The organism is Bacillus sp. FSL R10-2201 (assembly GCF_038008665.1).
Taxonomy (GTDB): Bacteria; Bacillota; Bacilli; order Bacillales; family Bacillaceae_G; genus Bacillus_A; species Bacillus_A mycoides.
Genome location: NZ_JBBOZP010000001.1, coordinates 3,514,018 through 3,531,549, shown reverse-complemented (window position 1 = coordinate 3,531,549; position 17,532 = coordinate 3,514,018). Strand labels below are relative to the sequence as shown.

15 protein-coding genes are annotated in these 17,532 nt (G+C 30.6%); all 15 read left to right on the top strand.

The genetic code is table 11. The annotated features are described in order from the left end of the window. The first annotated feature begins 250 nt into the window (after window positions 1–250). The 15 genes from NSQ69_RS18175 (at window position 251) to NSQ69_RS18105 (ending at window position 17,253) form a co-directional block, all read left to right on the top strand. On the top strand, window positions 251–991 hold the full coding sequence (locus tag NSQ69_RS18175; RefSeq protein WP_002167787.1) for a YveK family protein: 741 nt from the start codon (window positions 251–253) through the stop codon (window positions 989–991). Continuing rightward, a complete protein-coding gene (locus NSQ69_RS18170; protein ID WP_002128609.1) occupies window positions 940–1,602 on the top strand; it encodes a CpsD/CapB family tyrosine-protein kinase in 663 nt (220 codons plus the stop codon). Before NSQ69_RS18175 ends, NSQ69_RS18170 begins: the two co-directional genes overlap by 52 nt. Window positions 1,603–1,907: 305 nt before the next feature. Beyond that, window positions 1,908–3,737 (top strand): polysaccharide biosynthesis protein, encoded by a 1,830-nt coding sequence (locus NSQ69_RS18165; protein WP_002167788.1) that lies wholly within the window; start codon window positions 1,908–1,910, stop codon window positions 3,735–3,737. Window positions 3,738–3,766: 29 nt separating this feature from the next. Then, window positions 3,767–4,924: a glycosyltransferase family 4 protein gene (locus NSQ69_RS18160; RefSeq protein WP_341099590.1), complete on the top strand. Its 1,158-nt coding sequence runs from the start codon at window positions 3,767–3,769 to the stop codon at window positions 4,922–4,924. Then, window positions 4,909–6,018, top strand: coding sequence for a glycosyltransferase family 1 protein (locus NSQ69_RS18155; RefSeq protein WP_341099589.1), 1,110 nt, complete (start codon window positions 4,909–4,911; stop codon window positions 6,016–6,018). Before NSQ69_RS18160 ends, NSQ69_RS18155 begins: the two co-directional genes overlap by 16 nt. A 5-nt stretch (window positions 6,019–6,023) precedes the next feature. Next, a complete protein-coding gene (locus NSQ69_RS18150) occupies window positions 6,024–6,917 on the top strand; it encodes a glycosyltransferase family 2 protein (RefSeq protein ID WP_002014465.1) in 894 nt (297 codons plus the stop codon). 35 nt (window positions 6,918–6,952) lie between these two features. Beyond that, a complete protein-coding gene (locus tag NSQ69_RS18145) occupies window positions 6,953–8,014 on the top strand; it encodes an EpsG family protein (RefSeq protein WP_002167791.1) in 1,062 nt (353 codons plus the stop codon). 40 nt (window positions 8,015–8,054) lie between these two features. Next, entirely contained in the window at window positions 8,055–8,795 is a 741-nt protein-coding gene (locus tag NSQ69_RS18140; RefSeq protein WP_144513407.1) for a glycosyltransferase family 32 protein, read from the top strand. Between the two features lie 13 nt (window positions 8,796–8,808). Then, on the top strand, window positions 8,809–9,762 hold the full coding sequence (locus tag NSQ69_RS18135) for a glycosyltransferase family 8 protein (protein ID WP_002167793.1): 954 nt from the start codon (window positions 8,809–8,811) through the stop codon (window positions 9,760–9,762). 50 nt (window positions 9,763–9,812) lie between these two features. Further along, on the top strand, window positions 9,813–10,988 hold the full coding sequence (locus NSQ69_RS18130) for a glycosyltransferase (protein ID WP_033713429.1): 1,176 nt from the start codon (window positions 9,813–9,815) through the stop codon (window positions 10,986–10,988). 98 nt (window positions 10,989–11,086) lie between these two features. Continuing rightward, a complete protein-coding gene (locus tag NSQ69_RS18125; RefSeq protein WP_002167795.1) occupies window positions 11,087–12,112 on the top strand; it encodes a glycosyltransferase family 2 protein in 1,026 nt (341 codons plus the stop codon). An 8-nt stretch (window positions 12,113–12,120) separates the two neighbouring features. Beyond that, window positions 12,121–13,305 carry a glycosyltransferase gene (locus tag NSQ69_RS18120; protein WP_002167796.1) on the top strand — a complete coding sequence of 395 codons (1,185 nt, stop codon included), beginning with the start codon at window positions 12,121–12,123 and terminating at the stop codon, window positions 13,303–13,305. Next, on the top strand, window positions 13,305–14,444 hold the full coding sequence (locus tag NSQ69_RS18115; protein ID WP_341099586.1) for a polysaccharide pyruvyl transferase family protein: 1,140 nt from the start codon (window positions 13,305–13,307) through the stop codon (window positions 14,442–14,444). The genes NSQ69_RS18120 and NSQ69_RS18115 overlap by 1 nt, the downstream gene beginning before the upstream one ends. Next, a complete protein-coding gene (locus NSQ69_RS18110) occupies window positions 14,441–15,628 on the top strand; it encodes a glycosyltransferase (protein WP_341099585.1) in 1,188 nt (395 codons plus the stop codon). The genes NSQ69_RS18115 and NSQ69_RS18110 overlap by 4 nt, the downstream gene beginning before the upstream one ends. A gap of 68 nt (window positions 15,629–15,696) precedes the next feature. Beyond that, complete coding sequence (locus tag NSQ69_RS18105; protein WP_341099583.1) at window positions 15,697–17,253, top strand: oligosaccharide flippase family protein; 1,557 nt, start codon at window positions 15,697–15,699, stop codon at window positions 17,251–17,253. The last annotated feature ends 279 nt before the right edge of the window (window positions 17,254–17,532 follow it).

Genomic DNA, 17,532 nt, shown 5'->3' with positions numbered 1-17,532 from the left:
TACTACGGTATTAGGGCTTTTTCGTCATTTATCTACAGTGAAAAAACGCGAATATTGTCGCATTTTTTTTAGTGTCATCAGGAAGTAATTTAGTGAAAATAATTTGTGTTGACTCGTTCTGTATAAAGAACTAAAATGGCATTAACTAGAAATGTTTGTATATTAAAAAGAATGAAAATATTGTTTTTTCTTAAGTTTTCGATGCCAATTTCAAGTTGAAGCTCATTGGTTTTAAATGAGGAGGGAAGTTATGGATAAGGAAATAAATTTGAAAAATCTATTTACTATTATACGGAAAAGAATTTGGATCATTCTATTATTTACAACTCTCACAACAGTAGCAGGAGCGATGTATACTATATATGTAAAAACACCATTATATGCCTCTTCAGCAAGAGTTATTGTTCAAGCTAATGCTGAAACGATGAATACATTGAAAGCGATGGTAAATGAGCCTGTAATATTAGAAAAAGTGGCTGCTGAATTGAATATTAACAGATCTGCAGGTGCATTAAGTGGACAAATAAGTACAGAAAGTGTGCAAGGGTCCCAGATTATGAGAATAAATGTAGTGGATATAGATCCTGTGCTTGCTCATAAAATTGCAAATACTACAGCCGCTGTTTATAAGAAAGAAGTAGCGAATATACTGAATTTTAATAATGTGAGTATATTACCAGAAGACCCAGTTCAAAAACATTCTATGCCTATAAATATAAATCACCTTAAGACGATACTAATTGCATTCTCTATAGGTATGGTGCTCAGTATTGGATTCATTTTTTTATTGGATTCACTTGATGAGAGAATCAAATCGGAACGGCGAATTGAACAATTGTTAGATGTCCCTGTTTTGGGCGGAATATCTAAAATGAATAGAAAAAATGTGAAAGACAAATTCAGTAAAAAAAATACGGTATTATTGGGGGAGGGAACGGAGTGGCTTACAAAAATAGACGAAAAACAAATAAAGTTAAAGGAGAAAGTATAATTGTACATACCGCTCCAAGATCGAAAATTTCGGAGCAGTATCGTTCGCTTCGAACAAACCTTCAATTATCTTCATCTATTCATAAAAGCAGAACTATAGTTATTACTTCTCCGAGGTATGGTGAAGGAAAATCAACGATTACAGTTAATTTAGCAGTCTCAATAGCACAAAAAGGTGAAAAAGTATTGGTAATAGATGCAAATTTACGAACACCAACGATTCATGAAATGTTTGGAGTAGAAAATACAATTGGATTAATTGATATATTGAACGGAAAAACAACTTTAGAGGGCGCCGTGAAAAAAACAGAGATGGAAAGTCTGGATGTATTAACTAGCGGACCAGTACCATTTAATCCATCTGAAGTGCTTAGTTCAGATGCAATGGATATGTTAATTCAAAAGGCGCTGGAACGATACGATATTATATTATTTGATTCTTCTCCTGTACTAGAAGTAACAGATACAAGTGTATTGGCTGATAAGTGTGAAGGTGTATTATTGGTGATACGTTATAATCATACTGTGAATGAAGATGCGCTTGAAACGAAAAGGGCGTTAAGTTTTACGAAAAGTAGGATATTAGGTGCGATTTTGAATGGAAAAGTATAAATAACATAAATGTACTTTAGAAAAATGAATTTAATATCCTTATATCAGGATGTTCTTTATAAAGAATTTTTTAAAGGGATACGATGTGGTGATGTCTCCTTACCGCTATCAACGGAGGCACTCGATTATGCTGTGGGTTGTGAAAACAACCTTAGATGCGAGTCATCAAGAGTGTAATGTGAGGGAGGGTTAGATGCCCCTATTTTATTAAAGTTTCTAACTATGTGTTTTTAATAAAGAGAATATAGTTAGAAACTTTAAATTTGAAAGAGTTAAGTATGGAATTGATTAAAGGAGGAAGTTACATGACGTATCGGCGGAGGATATCGTTATTGCTTTTAATGGATTCAATGATTGTGTTAAGTGCTATTTTCTTTAGTTATTTCTTTGTAAATGCTAGCTTTAGTGTTATCACTTTATCATCAATTATTAGCTCTATCACTCTACTAGTCAGTCATCATTTATTTGCTTTAATATATAAGTTGTATAATAAAGCTTGGGAATATGCAAGTATAGGAGAATTACTCATTATATGCAAAGTTGTTACATTTTCTATAATTGCTACAGCGGTTGTGCAGCAACTAATCATGCAAAAAATGTATTTTCGGCTGTTAGTTGTAACTTGGATGATTCATATTTTATTAATTGGTGGTTCACGTTTTATATGGAGAATGTACAGAGATATTTATTATGTAAAAAAGGGTGATAAAAAAAGAACGTTAATTGTTGGTGCGGGATCTGCTGGGACAATGGTTGCAAGGCAGTTGTTAAAGAATAGTGCTGCCGAATTAATGCCAGTCGCATTTATTGATGATAATGTAAAAAAACATAACCTTGATATTTGGGGTATTCCAGTAATTGGTGGTAAGAATCAAATTGAGTATGCTGTTAAAAAACTGAATATTGAAATAATAATTTTAGCAATTCCTTCATTAAACAAAAGAGAGCAAAATGTTATTTTGAAAAGATGTTTAAAAACAGAAGTGAAAACTCAAATTCTTCCGATGTTAGAAGACTTAGTAACGGGTAAAGTATCGGTGAACGAATTCAGGGATGTTCAAGTAGAGGATTTATTAGGGCGTGATCCTGTAGAACTTGATGTGGATATTATTTCAGATTATATAACTGACAAGGTTATTTTAGTTACTGGTGCAGGAGGTTCGATTGGTTCGGAAATTTGTAGACAAATTGCAAAATTTAGGCCGAAAAGGTTGATTTTACTAGGGCATGGGGAGAACAGTATTTATTCTATAGAAATGGAATTAAACAGAAAATATGGAGATATGAAAGGCACGTTTATTCCTGAAATCGCAGATATACAAGATGAAAAAAAGATGAATTCAATAATGAATAAACATCTTCCAAATGTTGTATATCATGCAGCTGCACATAAACATGTACCACTAATGGAGAATAATCCTGAAGAGGCTGTTAAAAATAATTTGATTGGAACTATGAATGTATCAGAGGCAGCGAGAGCACATGGAGTAGGAACGTTTGTTATGATTTCCTCTGATAAAGCTGTGAACCCGACGAGTGTTATGGGAGCAACAAAGAAATTAGCTGAGATGGTAATTCAACATAAAGATAAAATAAGTCATACAAAGTTTGTTACTGTACGCTTTGGGAATGTCTTAGGAAGTAGAGGGAGTGTTATACCTTTATTTAAGAAGCAAATTCAAAATGGTGGACCAGTTACAGTTACTCATCCTGATATGGTTCGGTATTTTATGACAATCCCGGAAGCATCAAGACTCGTAGTGCAAGCTGGTGCTTTAGCTAAAGGTGGAGAGATTTTTGTATTGGATATGGGAGAACCAGTGAAAATAGTCGACCTTGCCAAAAATCTTATTCGATTATCAGGAAATTCTGTGGATGAAATAGGAATAGAATTTACTGGTATACGCCCAGGGGAGAAACTTTTTGAAGAATTACTAAAAGAAGATGAAATGAATGAAAAGCAAATTCATCCGAGGATTTACGTAGGACAAGAAATGAATGTTCGTATAGAAGAAATTGAAGAGTTTATTTCAAGTTATACAGATTTAAACGAAGTAGAATTAAGAAAACGATTGTTAAAGTTAGTAAATCAGCGTAAAACTTTAAAACTGTTAATACCTGTATCAGGTCAATAGAAAAAATTTATATAAGACGGGTGCGTGGGATGGTGTCTAAAAAAGTTCTGTTTTGTGCAACTGTAGATTATCATTTTAAGGCTTTTCATTTACCGTATTTGAAATGGTTTTCAGAACAAGGATGGGAAGTACATGTTGCAGCGAATGGGAATATACATCTTCCGTACGTAACTCGAAAATATAATATTCCTATTCAAAGGTCACCTCTTAGTATACAAAACATCCACGCATATAAAAAACTAAAATCAATTATTGATCAAAATAAATATCATATCATTCATTGTCATACGCCTATGGGAGGAGTAATTGCTCGTTTAGCTGCTCAGAAAGCCAGGCAGCAAGGAACGAAAGTCGTATATACAGCACATGGATTTCATTTTTGTAAAGGAGAACCATTCATAAATTGGCTTCTATATTATCCAATTGAAAGAAGTTTAGCAACTAATACGGATTGTCTTATAACAATTAATCAAGAAGATTACAATTTAGCAGTTAAACATCGTTTTCAAGCGAAAGATATTAAATTCGTTCATGGTGTAGGGGTAGATATAAAGCGATTTGCCCCTGTAACTGAAACTGAAAAGCAAGAATTAAAACTACAATTTGGCTATAATCCACAAGATTTTTTAATGTTTTCTGCTGCTGAATTTAATAAGAATAAAAATCAAAGCTTTTTAATCCATGTATTAGCACAATTGAAAAATGAAATGCCACATGCGAAGCTTTTGCTTGCTGGCGAAGGACCGTTAATGGAAGAGTGCAAAAAAATAGCTACTCAACTAGGAGTGACTAACATGGTTCATTTTCTCGGTTACAGAAATGATATAGCTTCCTTACTACAGATGTGTGATCTTGCGGTTGCATCTAGTTACAGGGAAGGTTTGCCAGTTAATATTATGGAAGCCATGGCTTGTGGACTTCCGGTTGTAGCTACTGATAACCGGGGACATAGGGAATTGATTATTAACAATAAAAATGGTTGGATTGTAGATCGTGATGATATAAAAGCAATGGCTGACAGGATAAAGGGTATTTCTATAAATCCTAAAGTATTAGCTCAGATGGGGCAGTATGGATGTACTATTATTAAAAATCAATATTCAGTAAATGAAGTGTTAAAAGAGAAAAAAGAAATTTATACAACATTTATGGGGGAAATGGAGGATTTAAATTGGGCACTCCATTAAGAGTATTACATGTAGTCGTAAATATGAATAGAGGCGGAGCGGAAACTTTAATTATGAATTTATATCGCAATATAGATCGTTCCAAAGTTCAATTTGATTTTTTAACATGTAAAGAAGGAGTGTTTGATGAAGAAATAGTAAAGTTAGGTGGGGAAATTCATAGAATTCCATATATCACAAACGTTGGACATAGAGGATATATAAAAGCACTGGATAATTTTTTCACCTCTCATCAAGAATATAGAATTGTACATTCACACATGGATAAAATGAGTGGATTTGTACTTCGTTCAGCTAAAAAAGCAAGGGTACCAGTTAGGATTGCGCATAGTCACAATACTAGTAGTGAAGGTGGTGCTACTGCAAAAATCTATAAATGGTATGCAGGAAAATCTATAGGTACATGTGCAACGCATTTGTTAGCATGCTCAAATGCAGCTGCGAGATGGTTATTTGCAGATAAAGCTGATACAGCCAAAATCTTAAAAAATGGGATTGATTGTGATAGATTTTTGTTCCGTCCTGAAATAAGAAAACAAGTAAGAAAGGAATTACAAATTGAACAGGAAGCTTTTGTTATAGGTCATGTCGGAAGATTCGCTTATCAAAAAAATCATACCTATCTTATAGATTTATTTGCTCAGTTAACTCAATTTCGGCCAAATTCAATACTTTTATTAGCTGGAGAAGGGCCGCTTCGTTTGGAAATGGAAAAAAAGGTGAAAGATTTGAACATGGAGAATCACATAAGGTTTCTGGGGGTACGAAGTGATATAGAAAGGATACTTCAAGCATTTGATGTATTTGTTTTTCCGTCTATTCATGAGGGATTACCGGTCACACTTGTAGAGGCGCAAGGGGTTGGTTTACCTTGTATCATATCGGATGCTATTACGAAGGAAGTGGATTTGGGAATGAATTTAGTTGAACATTTTCCTCTAACGGATAAATTGGCATGGATAGAAAAAATGAAAAGACTAGAAACTAGTAATTGCTCGAGGAATATATCAGCTCAATTATTATTAGAAAAAGGATACGATATAAAGCATACGGCAGAATTAACCCAAGGTTTTTATTCCGTACTTTCGAGGTGAGTAATTTGGAAAATTTAACAATTTTCACCCCTACTTATAATAGAGCATATTGTCTTCAAAATTGTTATGAGAGTTTAAAACGTCAAACATGCAAGAACTTTGTATGGCTCATTATAGATGATGGATCTAGTGATCACACGAAAGAGTTGGTGAATAATTGGATTTTCGAGGGACATATAAAAATAAGGTATCATTGGCAACCAAATCAAGGGATGCATGGTGCTCATAATACAGCATATGGGTTAATTGAAACGGAGTTAAATGTTTGTATTGATTCTGATGATTATATGCCAGATGATGCCGTAGAGAAAATAATTTCTTTTTGGAATAGCTATGGAAGTGATGAAGTTAGTGGGATAATCGGACTAGATTTGTATATAGATGGACAAATAATTGGCTCGGAGTTACCAGAAAACCTTAAATATTCCACGTTGTTTAATCTTTACAATAAACATGGTGTCACAGGTGATAAAAAATTGGTCTATCGCACAGAATTGACTAAGAAATATCCATACCCAATTTTTAAAAATGAAAAATATGTTGGATTAGCATATAAATATTATATGTTAGATCAGCAGTATGAGATGTTACTGATGAACGAACCTCTTTGCTATGTTGAATACATGCCTGACGGTTCATCAATGAATATGCTAAATCAATATCGTAAAAATCCAAGAGGTTTTGCTTTTTATCGCAAGGAACTTATGAAATTGCCATTTACTAATCGAGTATTCAAGTATAGGCAAGCTGTACATTATGTATCTAGTAGTTTTATAGCGAAAAATAAAAGATTTATGCAAGAGTCGCCATGCAAAGGTCTTACGATTTGCGCATTACCACTTGGAGTTATTCTTTATAGTTACATTACAATGAAAACAAGAATGGAAGTAAATATATAGGGATTTACTTAGTAAGTAAATGAGAGGACATAATAATGACTATACTTTGGATGAATCTTTTTATCGTATTCATACTCGCATTTTTTGCAAGATATTTTACTGTGCCTGTGACTACGGGGACTACATTGATAAAACCGAATCAGTTTCTAATTTTGATAGCCGTTTTATCCCTTGTATTGGTATCTGGTCTTCGAAATAATATTGGGGATACTTATTTTTATATGCATGCATATAAGGTGGCTGAATTCAATTGGGAATATATCCAAAATAATAAGGACATGGGATTCAATATTTTTCAAATGATTTTAAAGGGATACACTAATGATCCTCAAGCTATGGTTTTTATTACAGCACTAATAACAAATTTATTAATTGTATTAACTTTATATAAATATTCAAGATTAATTGAGATAAGTCTATATGTATACATAACATCTGGGATGTATTTAGTCTCCATGAATGGAATAAGGCAGTATTTGGCTGCAGCTATTGTTTTTGCAGCAACAAAATATATTTTTGATGGTAACTGGAAAATGTATGCATTAATTGTACTTTTTGCTTCAACTTTTCATCAAAGTGCACTAGTGCTTATTCCTGTGTATTTTTTAATAAGAAGGAGAGCGTGGTCAGGGGTAACTTTTTTACTTCTTTTTTTAGCAGTACTTATAGTTATAGGATTCAATCAATTTACAGAGGTTTTATTTAAAGCAATAGAAGACACTCAATATAGTCAATATAAAGAATTTCATGAAGGTGGTGCCAATATACTAAGGGTTGCTGTGGATTCGACACCGCTTATTCTGGCGTATATTGGTAAGGATAGACTGAGAGAGATTTTTCCTGAATGTGATGTTATCGTAAATATGGCTTTGCTTGGCACGGTATTTATGTTTATTTCAACACAAAATTGGATTTTTGCAAGATTTTCTATTTATTTCGGATTATATCAACTGATATTAATTGCATGGGTAATAAAGTTATTTACAAAAAAGGATCGAAAATTAATTTATTATAGCATCTTGTTATGCTATTTTATTTATTTTGTTTATGAACATATTATTACTTTGGGAGTTATTTATAAGAGTAATTATTTTTGAGCTAATGTTAAAAGGGGATTAAGTGAGTGGAGGGAGTAATTTGGAAAATATACGGGAGAAGATTCCTCGTAAAATACATTATTGCTGGTTTGGAGGAAAAGAAAAGCCTAGTATAGTAGAAAAATGTATAAATAGCTGGAAGAAGCATTTACCAGAGTTTGAAATAATAGAGTGGAATGAAAATAATTTCGATATTAATTGTAATATATATACTAGGGAAGCCTATGAAAAGGGGAAATATGCATTTGTAAGTGATTATGTAAGAGTTCATGTGTTGTATTACTATGGTGGAATTTATTTAGATACTGATGTCGAAGTGTTTAAATCTTTTGATGATTTATTACATCACCATTCTTTTTGGGGATTCGAACAAGAAAATTATATAGCTACTAGTACGATAGGTGCAAGAAAAGGAAATCAGCTTATTAAAGTGTTTTTAGATTCTTATACAGATAAAAAGTTTATAAAACAAGATGGAACGTATGATGATTTGACAAATGTAGCAATTGTAACAGAAATTCTACAGAATTTAGAATTAAAGCTAAATGGAGAATATCAAGAAATAAAAGGGGCAGGAGTTTTTTATCCTCAAACATATTTTTCTCCATATGATTATATTAATTGTAGAAAATTTATTACTAAAGATACGTATGCAATGCATTATTTTTATAAAAGTTGGTTGCCGCTGAATGTAAGAATGAAGGTAAATTTAAAAGTTATTTTGTCTAAAATAATAGGTGGAGATAATATTTCGAAAGTAAGGAAAGTCTTTTCTAAATAATGGAGGGCTAATTATGAATTTAAATGTTGTGTATTCAAGTGATGATAATTATGCGCAGCATGTAGGGGTATCGTTGCTATCGCTGTTGCAGAATAATCAGCATTTTAATAACATTAATATTTTTCTTATTGAAAATAATCTTTCATCATATAATAAAAAAAAATTAAACTCAGTTTGTAAAAAATATAACAAAACTATTCAATACATAAATTTTAATGTTTTGTTAGATCGATTGAAACTTAATATTGATGATTCAATTGCAATAAATTCGTATGCTAGATTATTTTTAGCAAGTATCATTCAAGAAGAGGTGGATAAAATTATCTATCTAGACTGTGATTCAATAATCAATAGTAGTTTAAGTGATTTATGGAATATTGATATTACGGAATATTTTGTGGCAGGTGTTTGTGATACGGTTAGTAATCAAACTAAATTAAGAATAGATATGGATAAAAGTGATAGATATATAAACGCTGGTATGCTCTTAATAAATCTTAAGAAGTGGAGAGAAGAAAATATTGAAAAAAAATTTATGGAATTCATAAAGAAGAAAAATGGTAACGTATTCCACCATGATCAAGGAACTATTAATGGTGTGTTAAAAGATAAGGTTTTATATCTTCATCCAAAGTTCAATGCAATGACTCCTTTTTTCACTATGAATAGGAAAGAAATCATGAGTTATTATGAGCTAGAGAATTATTATAACGAGATTGAAATAGATGAAGCAGTAAAAAATCCTGTGTTTATTCATTATACTCCTGCATTTGTAAATAGACCTTGGATAGAAGGGTGTAAACATCCATTAACATCGCTGTATAAGAGCTATTTAGATATGACCCCTTGGAAGGGTACTGATTTATGGAAAGATAGAAGGGGGAAAGTGGAAAAGGTTATTGCTTTATTATATACTAGATTGCCATTTCGTATTGCACACCATATAAGAAATTCAATTTTTAAGTAGATATTGATTTAGGGTAGGGGATGTAAGTGCGAAAAAAAATATTAATAAGTATGTATTCATTAAATATAGGTGGTGTAGAAAGAAGTTTAATAGGATTGTTAGAAACATTGGACTATAAAAATTATGATATTGATTTATTTTTATATAGGCAAGAAGGGGATTTTATTAATTTTATTCCTAAAGAAGTCAATGTATTACCAGTAATAAAACAGTATACAACGTTTGAAAGGCCTATAAAAAATATCATTAAAGAAGGTCATATGTATTTAGGAACTATGAGGATTCTTGCTAAATTAAAGGCGAAAATTAAGAATAAGGGGCAGAATATAGAGCAAGGGACATACAAGCAGATGCAATATACATGGCGCTATTCACTTCCAGTATTACCTAAATTGAAAAAAGAGTATGATGTAGCAATAAGTTTTTTGGGCCCACATGATTTTATTCTTGAAAAAGTAAATGCAGATATAAAAATAGGCTGGAATCATACAGACTATTTTACAGTAGTGAACCCAGATAAGTCATTAGATGAAAAAATGTGGAATAAGCTCAATTACATTGTTAATGTATCTAAGGAATGTCAAGAATCTTTTTTGAAGGTATTTCCTACTCTTAAGCAAAAAGCAATTGTTATTGAAAATATTTTATCTCCTAACTTTGTAATAAATCAATCAAAAAAAAGTGTGGAGAATGAGATGGATAGTGCTGGAGTTATAAAGATTTGTTCAGTTGGGCGATTAAGCAATGCGAAAGGTTTTGATCAGGCGGTATTGGCTTGTAAAAAGTTGGTTGAATTAGGATATGATGTGAAGTGGTATGTTGTAGGGTATGGGGGAGAGGAAACATATATAAAACAATTAATAAAAGAGAACGAGATGGCTGAAAGGTTTGTATTGTTAGGTAAAAAAATCAATCCATATCCGTATATTTTAAGTTGTGATATTTATTGTCAACCATCGAGATACGAAGGGAAAGCAGTGACGGTGAGAGAAGCGCAAATTCTAGGGAAAGCAGTAGTAATAACAAATTTTCCTACAGCGAAAGGGCAGCTTTGTCATAGCTTTGATGGATGGATAACTCCAATGGGAGTAGAAGGAATAGTCGAGGGAATAAAAATGTTAATTGAGGATACGGAATTGAAAACGAGGTTAATTAGTAATACGATGCAGGTAGACTATGGAAATAGTAGTGAAATTGAAAAATTATATGAGATTTTTAATCAATAACACAAATAGTTATAAGTGGCATAAAAAGCATCTGGTTATTTGGTGTAAATATGTGAGAGATTACATAGATTAAGCTAATTCAGAAGGGAGAGGAGGATGTGGAAGCGAAGGTAAGTATTATAGTACCAGTTTATAATTCTGAAAAATTCATTTCTAAATGTTTAGAGAGTATAATTCGACAAACGTATAGAAATATTGAAATACTAATTATAAATGATGGATCAAGTGATGAAAGTGAAACGATAATTAATGTATATAGAGAAATAGATAATAGAATAACATATTACTATCAAAATAATAGTGGTCCCTCTAAAGCTCGAAATAAAGGGATTTTAAATGCAACAGGAGAGTATGTAATTTTTCTTGATTCGGATGATACTGTTGATGAAAATTATGTTATGTATTTATTAAATGAAATGATTAATTCCAATTCTGATTTAGTTTGTTGTGGCTATAAAGATATTTCTAAATATGGTGTGTTGAATTGTTCAGATTTTAATTTTGAAAGTAGTATTTCTGTAAATTCCTTCATGGAGATGGTTTGTAAGGGAACTGGGGGGGTGTTATGGGGGAAAATATACAAAAGGGAGATAATTTCTAAATCCAACTTAAAGATGGATGAAGAGATATTTATGTGTGAGGACTTAGTTTTTGTATTGCAATACGCATCTCACTGTAAAAGGTTCAAGTATATAGAAGTCTATTTATATAATTACAATAGGTTAAATCAATATAGTATAAGTACAAATATTTCAATACATTATATGCAAAATTATATATTGGTTTGTAAGAGAATTGAGGAGATATTTAAATCAGTGGAGTTAGATGAAAATCAGATACATGAGATAATTACAAGGAGAATCCAAGATAATGTATTGAATTTAATCGAACAACAATGTATAAATATAAAATCAATAGGTATAAAAGCTTCTATATTAAATACAAAGAAAATTTTGTCTATTAAATACGTTAGAAAATATATTAATTCATTTTCGTCAGAAACTAAAGTTTACCAATTATATATATATATTATTAGAAGTAGATTTATAATGTTAAGTATTATATACGGAATATATTTAAATAAATTAAGAAATATTAAAGGGAAATTAAGAGGAGGGAGGTAAATAGATATATGAAAAAAAATATCCTCTTTGTTATTGATTCGCTAACCATTGGCGGAGCAGAAAAAAGTTTGATTTCTTTATTAAATTTAATTGATCCTTCAAAGTATGCAATTGATGTTATGCTCTTTAAAAAAGGAGGAGAGCTCGAGACTTATATACCTAATTATGTGAACATTTTGAAATCACCTTCTTATTTTCGTTATATAAATAATGAGAAGTTTCCTAAAAGTAAAAGGTTTACATATCTTTCTTATAGAATAAAAACCTCTCTCAACCTAAGACTAAATAATTATAGAAAATCTGCTTTACATAGTGAACAAGTGGTCTTTCGAAGTTTAAATAAAATCATTATGCCGATACAGAAAAAGTACGATGTAGCGATTGCTTATAGCCAGGGAATGCCTACATATTTTGTTGCTAATAAAGTTTCGGCATTACAAAAAATAGCATGGATAAATACTGACTATGCAAATACATTGTATGATAAAGATGTTGATTTTAAATCGTATAAGAAGATGGATAAAATAATTGTTGTTTCTGAAAATACTAGAAATTCAGTATATAAAATCAGGAAAGAATATTATGAAAAGGTTGATATTCTATTAGATATTGTGTGTCCCAGTATGATTCATAAATTAGCTCAGGAATATGAAGTCGAGGAGTTTGATAAAACGATTATAAATATTTTAACAGTTGGAAGATTGGTTACTGCAAAAGCGTATAGTAAGGCTATAGAAGTAGCAAAATTATTAAAAGCATCAGGTTATAAATTTAAATGGTTTGCAATTGGAGAGGGACCAGAAAAAATCATACTTCAAGAATTAATAGATAGATATGAATTGAATGGTTATTTTGTATTACTAGGAAAAAAGTTAAACCCCTACCCATATATGGAAAACTGCGATATATATGTACAAACATCTTTAAAGGAAGGGTTTGGACTTACAGTAAGTGAAGCAAAAATATTGAAAAAAACTATTGTGTGTACTAACTTTGCTACGGCAAAAGAAATTATTAATCATAATACAGATGGTTTAATAGTAGAACATGATATAGAGAGTATATACAATGGCGTGAGAAGATATATAGATGATAATGATTTTAGAGAAAAAATATTCAAAGAATTAAACTCTATAGAACCTTATAATTCGGTAAATCAATTGGAGAAATTCTATGATTTAATAGAAAATTGATGGGTGTTGATAATAAAATGAAAAAAGTGTTTGTTGACATTTATTTGATGTTTAATTTTGGAGATGATTTATTTTTAGATATCCTTGTAAAAAAATATCCAAATTGTTATTTTACAGTGAATCATTTAGGTTCAAATTATGATCAATTTATTTCTCAATATAATAATGTAAGCAGAAGAAAATATACACTGCTGAATAAAATTGGACAACGTCTAAAATTATCAGATAATATAACTAACTATGAAAAAATAGCAGAAGAACATGATGCATTACTATTTATAGGAGGATCTATTTTTAGAGAAGAAGCGTACCATAGCTCTTTATATCGAGATAGAATGAAAATGGTTATGGAATTTAAGAGAAGAAAAAAATTAGTATTTATAATAGGAGCGAATTTTGGTCCTTTTAAAACGGAAGAATTTCTTGATGACTATAGAAAGTTTTTTGAGTTATGTGATGATGTTTGTTTTAGAGATGTATATTCATATCAACTATTTGAAGATTTACCGCAGGTTAGGTGTGCATCAGATATTGTTTTTCAGATGAATACAGATGAATATAGGTTAGATTTGTCTGAAGAAAGAATTGGATTTTCAATAATAGATGTCAGACATAAACAAGGGTTAACCCATTATTATAATGATTATATACGTAGTACTATAAAGACAATAGAATTATTAGTGAACAAAGGGAATAAATGTTATTTAATGTCGTTTTGTGAACAAGAGGGTGATTTGGATGTAATTAACACAATTCAATCACGTCTTTCCTCTAATGTATTAGATAATATAGTAATTTATAAATATGGGGGCAATTTAAAAGAGGCTATCGAAACGATGGCCTCTTTTAAATTATTAATTGCAGCGAGATTTCATGCTAATATATTAGCGTTATTATTAGGTATTGGAATTATTCCTATAATATATAGTCAGAAAACCATCAATCTCCTGAAAGATATTGATTTTAATAAGACTCTAATAGATATGGAAAACCTGCAATTACAATATGATGAAAAGGTTATAGATGCATCCATTGATTATAAGTTTAATTTAGAATCTACAATAATTAAGGCAAAGAAGCAGTTTGAAAAATTAAATGATTTTTTAGGTAGTGAGGCAGTGAAATCGGAGGGAATATGAAAAAAAATATTATCTTTATGATCATTAATATGAATGTAGGGGGAACCGAAAAGGCATTACTTAATATGTTATCTGAAATTCCAAAAGATAAGTATAGTATAACTATTTTAATGTTAGAGAAATACGGTGGTTTTTTAAATTCTATTCCTAGAGAAGTTCACATTAAATATTTCGAAGAGTATGAAGAGATAAAAGATATATTAAATGAGCCGCCTCACATAATTTTTTTGAATTTGCTAAGAGAAGGAAAAATAATTAGAGGTTCAAGAATAATGCTTTTACATCTTTTAACGAAGTTTATAAAAGATAGAAGCCTTTTTTTTAAATATGTACTGCGAGAGTATCCTATAGTGGAAGGTGAATATGATATTGCAGTAGCTTATGCTGGTCCAATGGATTTCATAAGTTATTTTGTTATTAATAACATAAAGGCGAAAAAGAAATTTCAATGGATTCATTTTGATGTAACAAAAATCACATTTAATCAAATATTTTCAGATAAGCTATACAAAAAATTTGATCATATATTTGTTGTATCTAATGAAGCAAAATATAAGCTGCTTAGTATCATTCCTTCTATAAAAAAGAAAACAGAGGTATGTCCTAATATAGTTTCTGCAAAATTAATACAGAATGAAGCAAAAGAGGGGAAGAGATTTAACGATAATTTTTTGGGAATAAGAATATTAACAGTTGGTAGATTAACAAATGAAAAAGGACAAGATATTGCTATTAAAGTACTGGCAAGATTAATCAATGAGGGATATAAAGTTAGATGGTATTGTGTGGGAGAAGGTGGGGCTAGAAAAGAATACGAAAAATTAATAACAGAATATGGTTTAGAAAGAGATTTTATTTTGCTGGGAGAGTTATCAAATCCATATGGCTATATGGCAACTTGTGATATATATGTGCAACCATCCAGATATGAAGGGTTTTGTATAACGCTTGCTGAAGCAAAGTGTTTACACAAAGCGATTGTAACCACAAATTTTACTGGGGCAAAAGAACAAATTAAGAATAGGGAAACAGGAATGATTGTAAATATTAGTGAAAGTGATATTTATGAAGGTGTAAAAAGTTTGATAGATAATCGCAGTCTATGTGAAGTTTTTTCTGGGAATTTGGCAAATGAAAATTTTGATAAAACATTAGAATTGAAAAGAAATTATGAATTTTTTTAAAGATAAAACATTTAATTTTGCAAGGATAGTAATAAGATGGAAGTTTAATATGAGAGGGAATTTTTCAAATGAAAAGTCAAATTAAAGCAGGAGCAATATTATCATATGCGGCTCTAGTTATTAATAGTTCTATTTCACTTTTATATACCCCTATTATGTTAAAGTTACTTGGTCAATCGGAATATGGTTTATACAGTTTAGCTACGTCAGTTGCAGGGTATGTAGGAGTATTAAATTTTGGCTTAGGAAATGCAGTAATTAGATATACGGCGAAGTATAGAGCACTTAAAGATGAAGAGAATTGTTCACGCCTGTATGGAATGTTTAGTATTATGTATGGGGTATTGGGAGGAATAGCATTAATTACAGGTATTATATTAACATTAACTGCAGATAGTATATTTTCAAGTTCATTAAATGTGGATGAAATAAATAAACTCAAAACGTTAATGGTGATAATGGTAATAAATATATCTATAGGAATAGGCTTTGGCTTTTTTAGTGTTGTAGTATTAGCCTATGAAAGGTTTATTTTCCAAAAAATTCTGGGTATTATTGGGGCTATAGTAGTGCCTCTTATAATGTTACCGCTTCTTATAAAGGGCTACGGATCAGTGTCTATAGCGATAGTAACGACATCAATAAATTTTATAATAATTGCAATTAATATGTATTACTGTTTTAAAGTGTTAAGGATAAAAATAGTATTTAAAAAAATAGAAATTGGGTTATTGAAGGAAATCTTAGGATTTTCATCTTTAATATTTTTAAATTTAATAATAGATAAGATATATTGGTCCACAGATCAAGTTATCTTAGGAATATATAGTGGAGCAGCAGCAATTTCCATATATACTATAGGAGCATCTTTTACAGGTTATTTCTCTGGGCTTGCTGCAGCTATATCGAATGTTTTTTTGAGCAGAATTACAGGGATGGTTACAAAAAAGGCATCTGATAAAGAAATATCAGATTTATTTATCAAGATAGGTAGGATTCAATATATTATTTTATCATTTGTTTTAAGTGGCTTTATCGTTTTCGGTCAAGAATTTATTCATTTATGGGTTGGAAAAGAATATAATGAGGCCTTTATTATAGCTATTATAATCTTAGTTCCGATGATTGTATCATTAGTACAAAGTATTGGTGGAATTATACTACAGGCAAAAAATATGCAAGGGTTTAAATCGATTACATATGTCGTAACATCTTTTGTTAACGTAGTTATAAGTATAATATTTGTTCAATGGTGGGGGGCAATTGGTAGTGCTTTAGGTACAGCTGTAGCATTTACTATCGGGAATATAATCATTATGAATATTTATTATTGGAAGAAAATCAATATAGATATACCAAGGTTTTGGACAAATATTACTTGTATGAGCTTAGCTTTTGGGGCAAGTTTAGTGTTTGGAATGACATTAAATAGATGGATACTTGCAGACAAATGGCAGGAATTATTTGTGAAGATTATTTTATTTTCAATCGTATATATTTGTTTGATGTGGGTTACGGGAATGAATAAATATGAAAAGGATACGTTTAGGCAGGGTATTCAAAATATATTATACAGATTTAAAAGAAAGAAAGTCATACAAGATACTTCAAGTAATACGGACTGACAAAAAATATTTAGGTAATCGTGATTGTTAGGAAAAAAGTTCACTCCAGTGTTAATAATACACATGAATCTAGAATGTACATGCTTTATAAATATGAGATAGGAACATTTAAGGTATTTGTAGCACATTGCAATTAACATTTTGTGAGTAATTGTGGGGAATTTTAACTATAAATTAACTTGGAAAGAATATGATAGATATCTATACCGTTATTGATTTAAGTGAATATACTTCTATTAAGAATGGAGGTATGTTTTAAATAATGAGAAAAAATCAAGT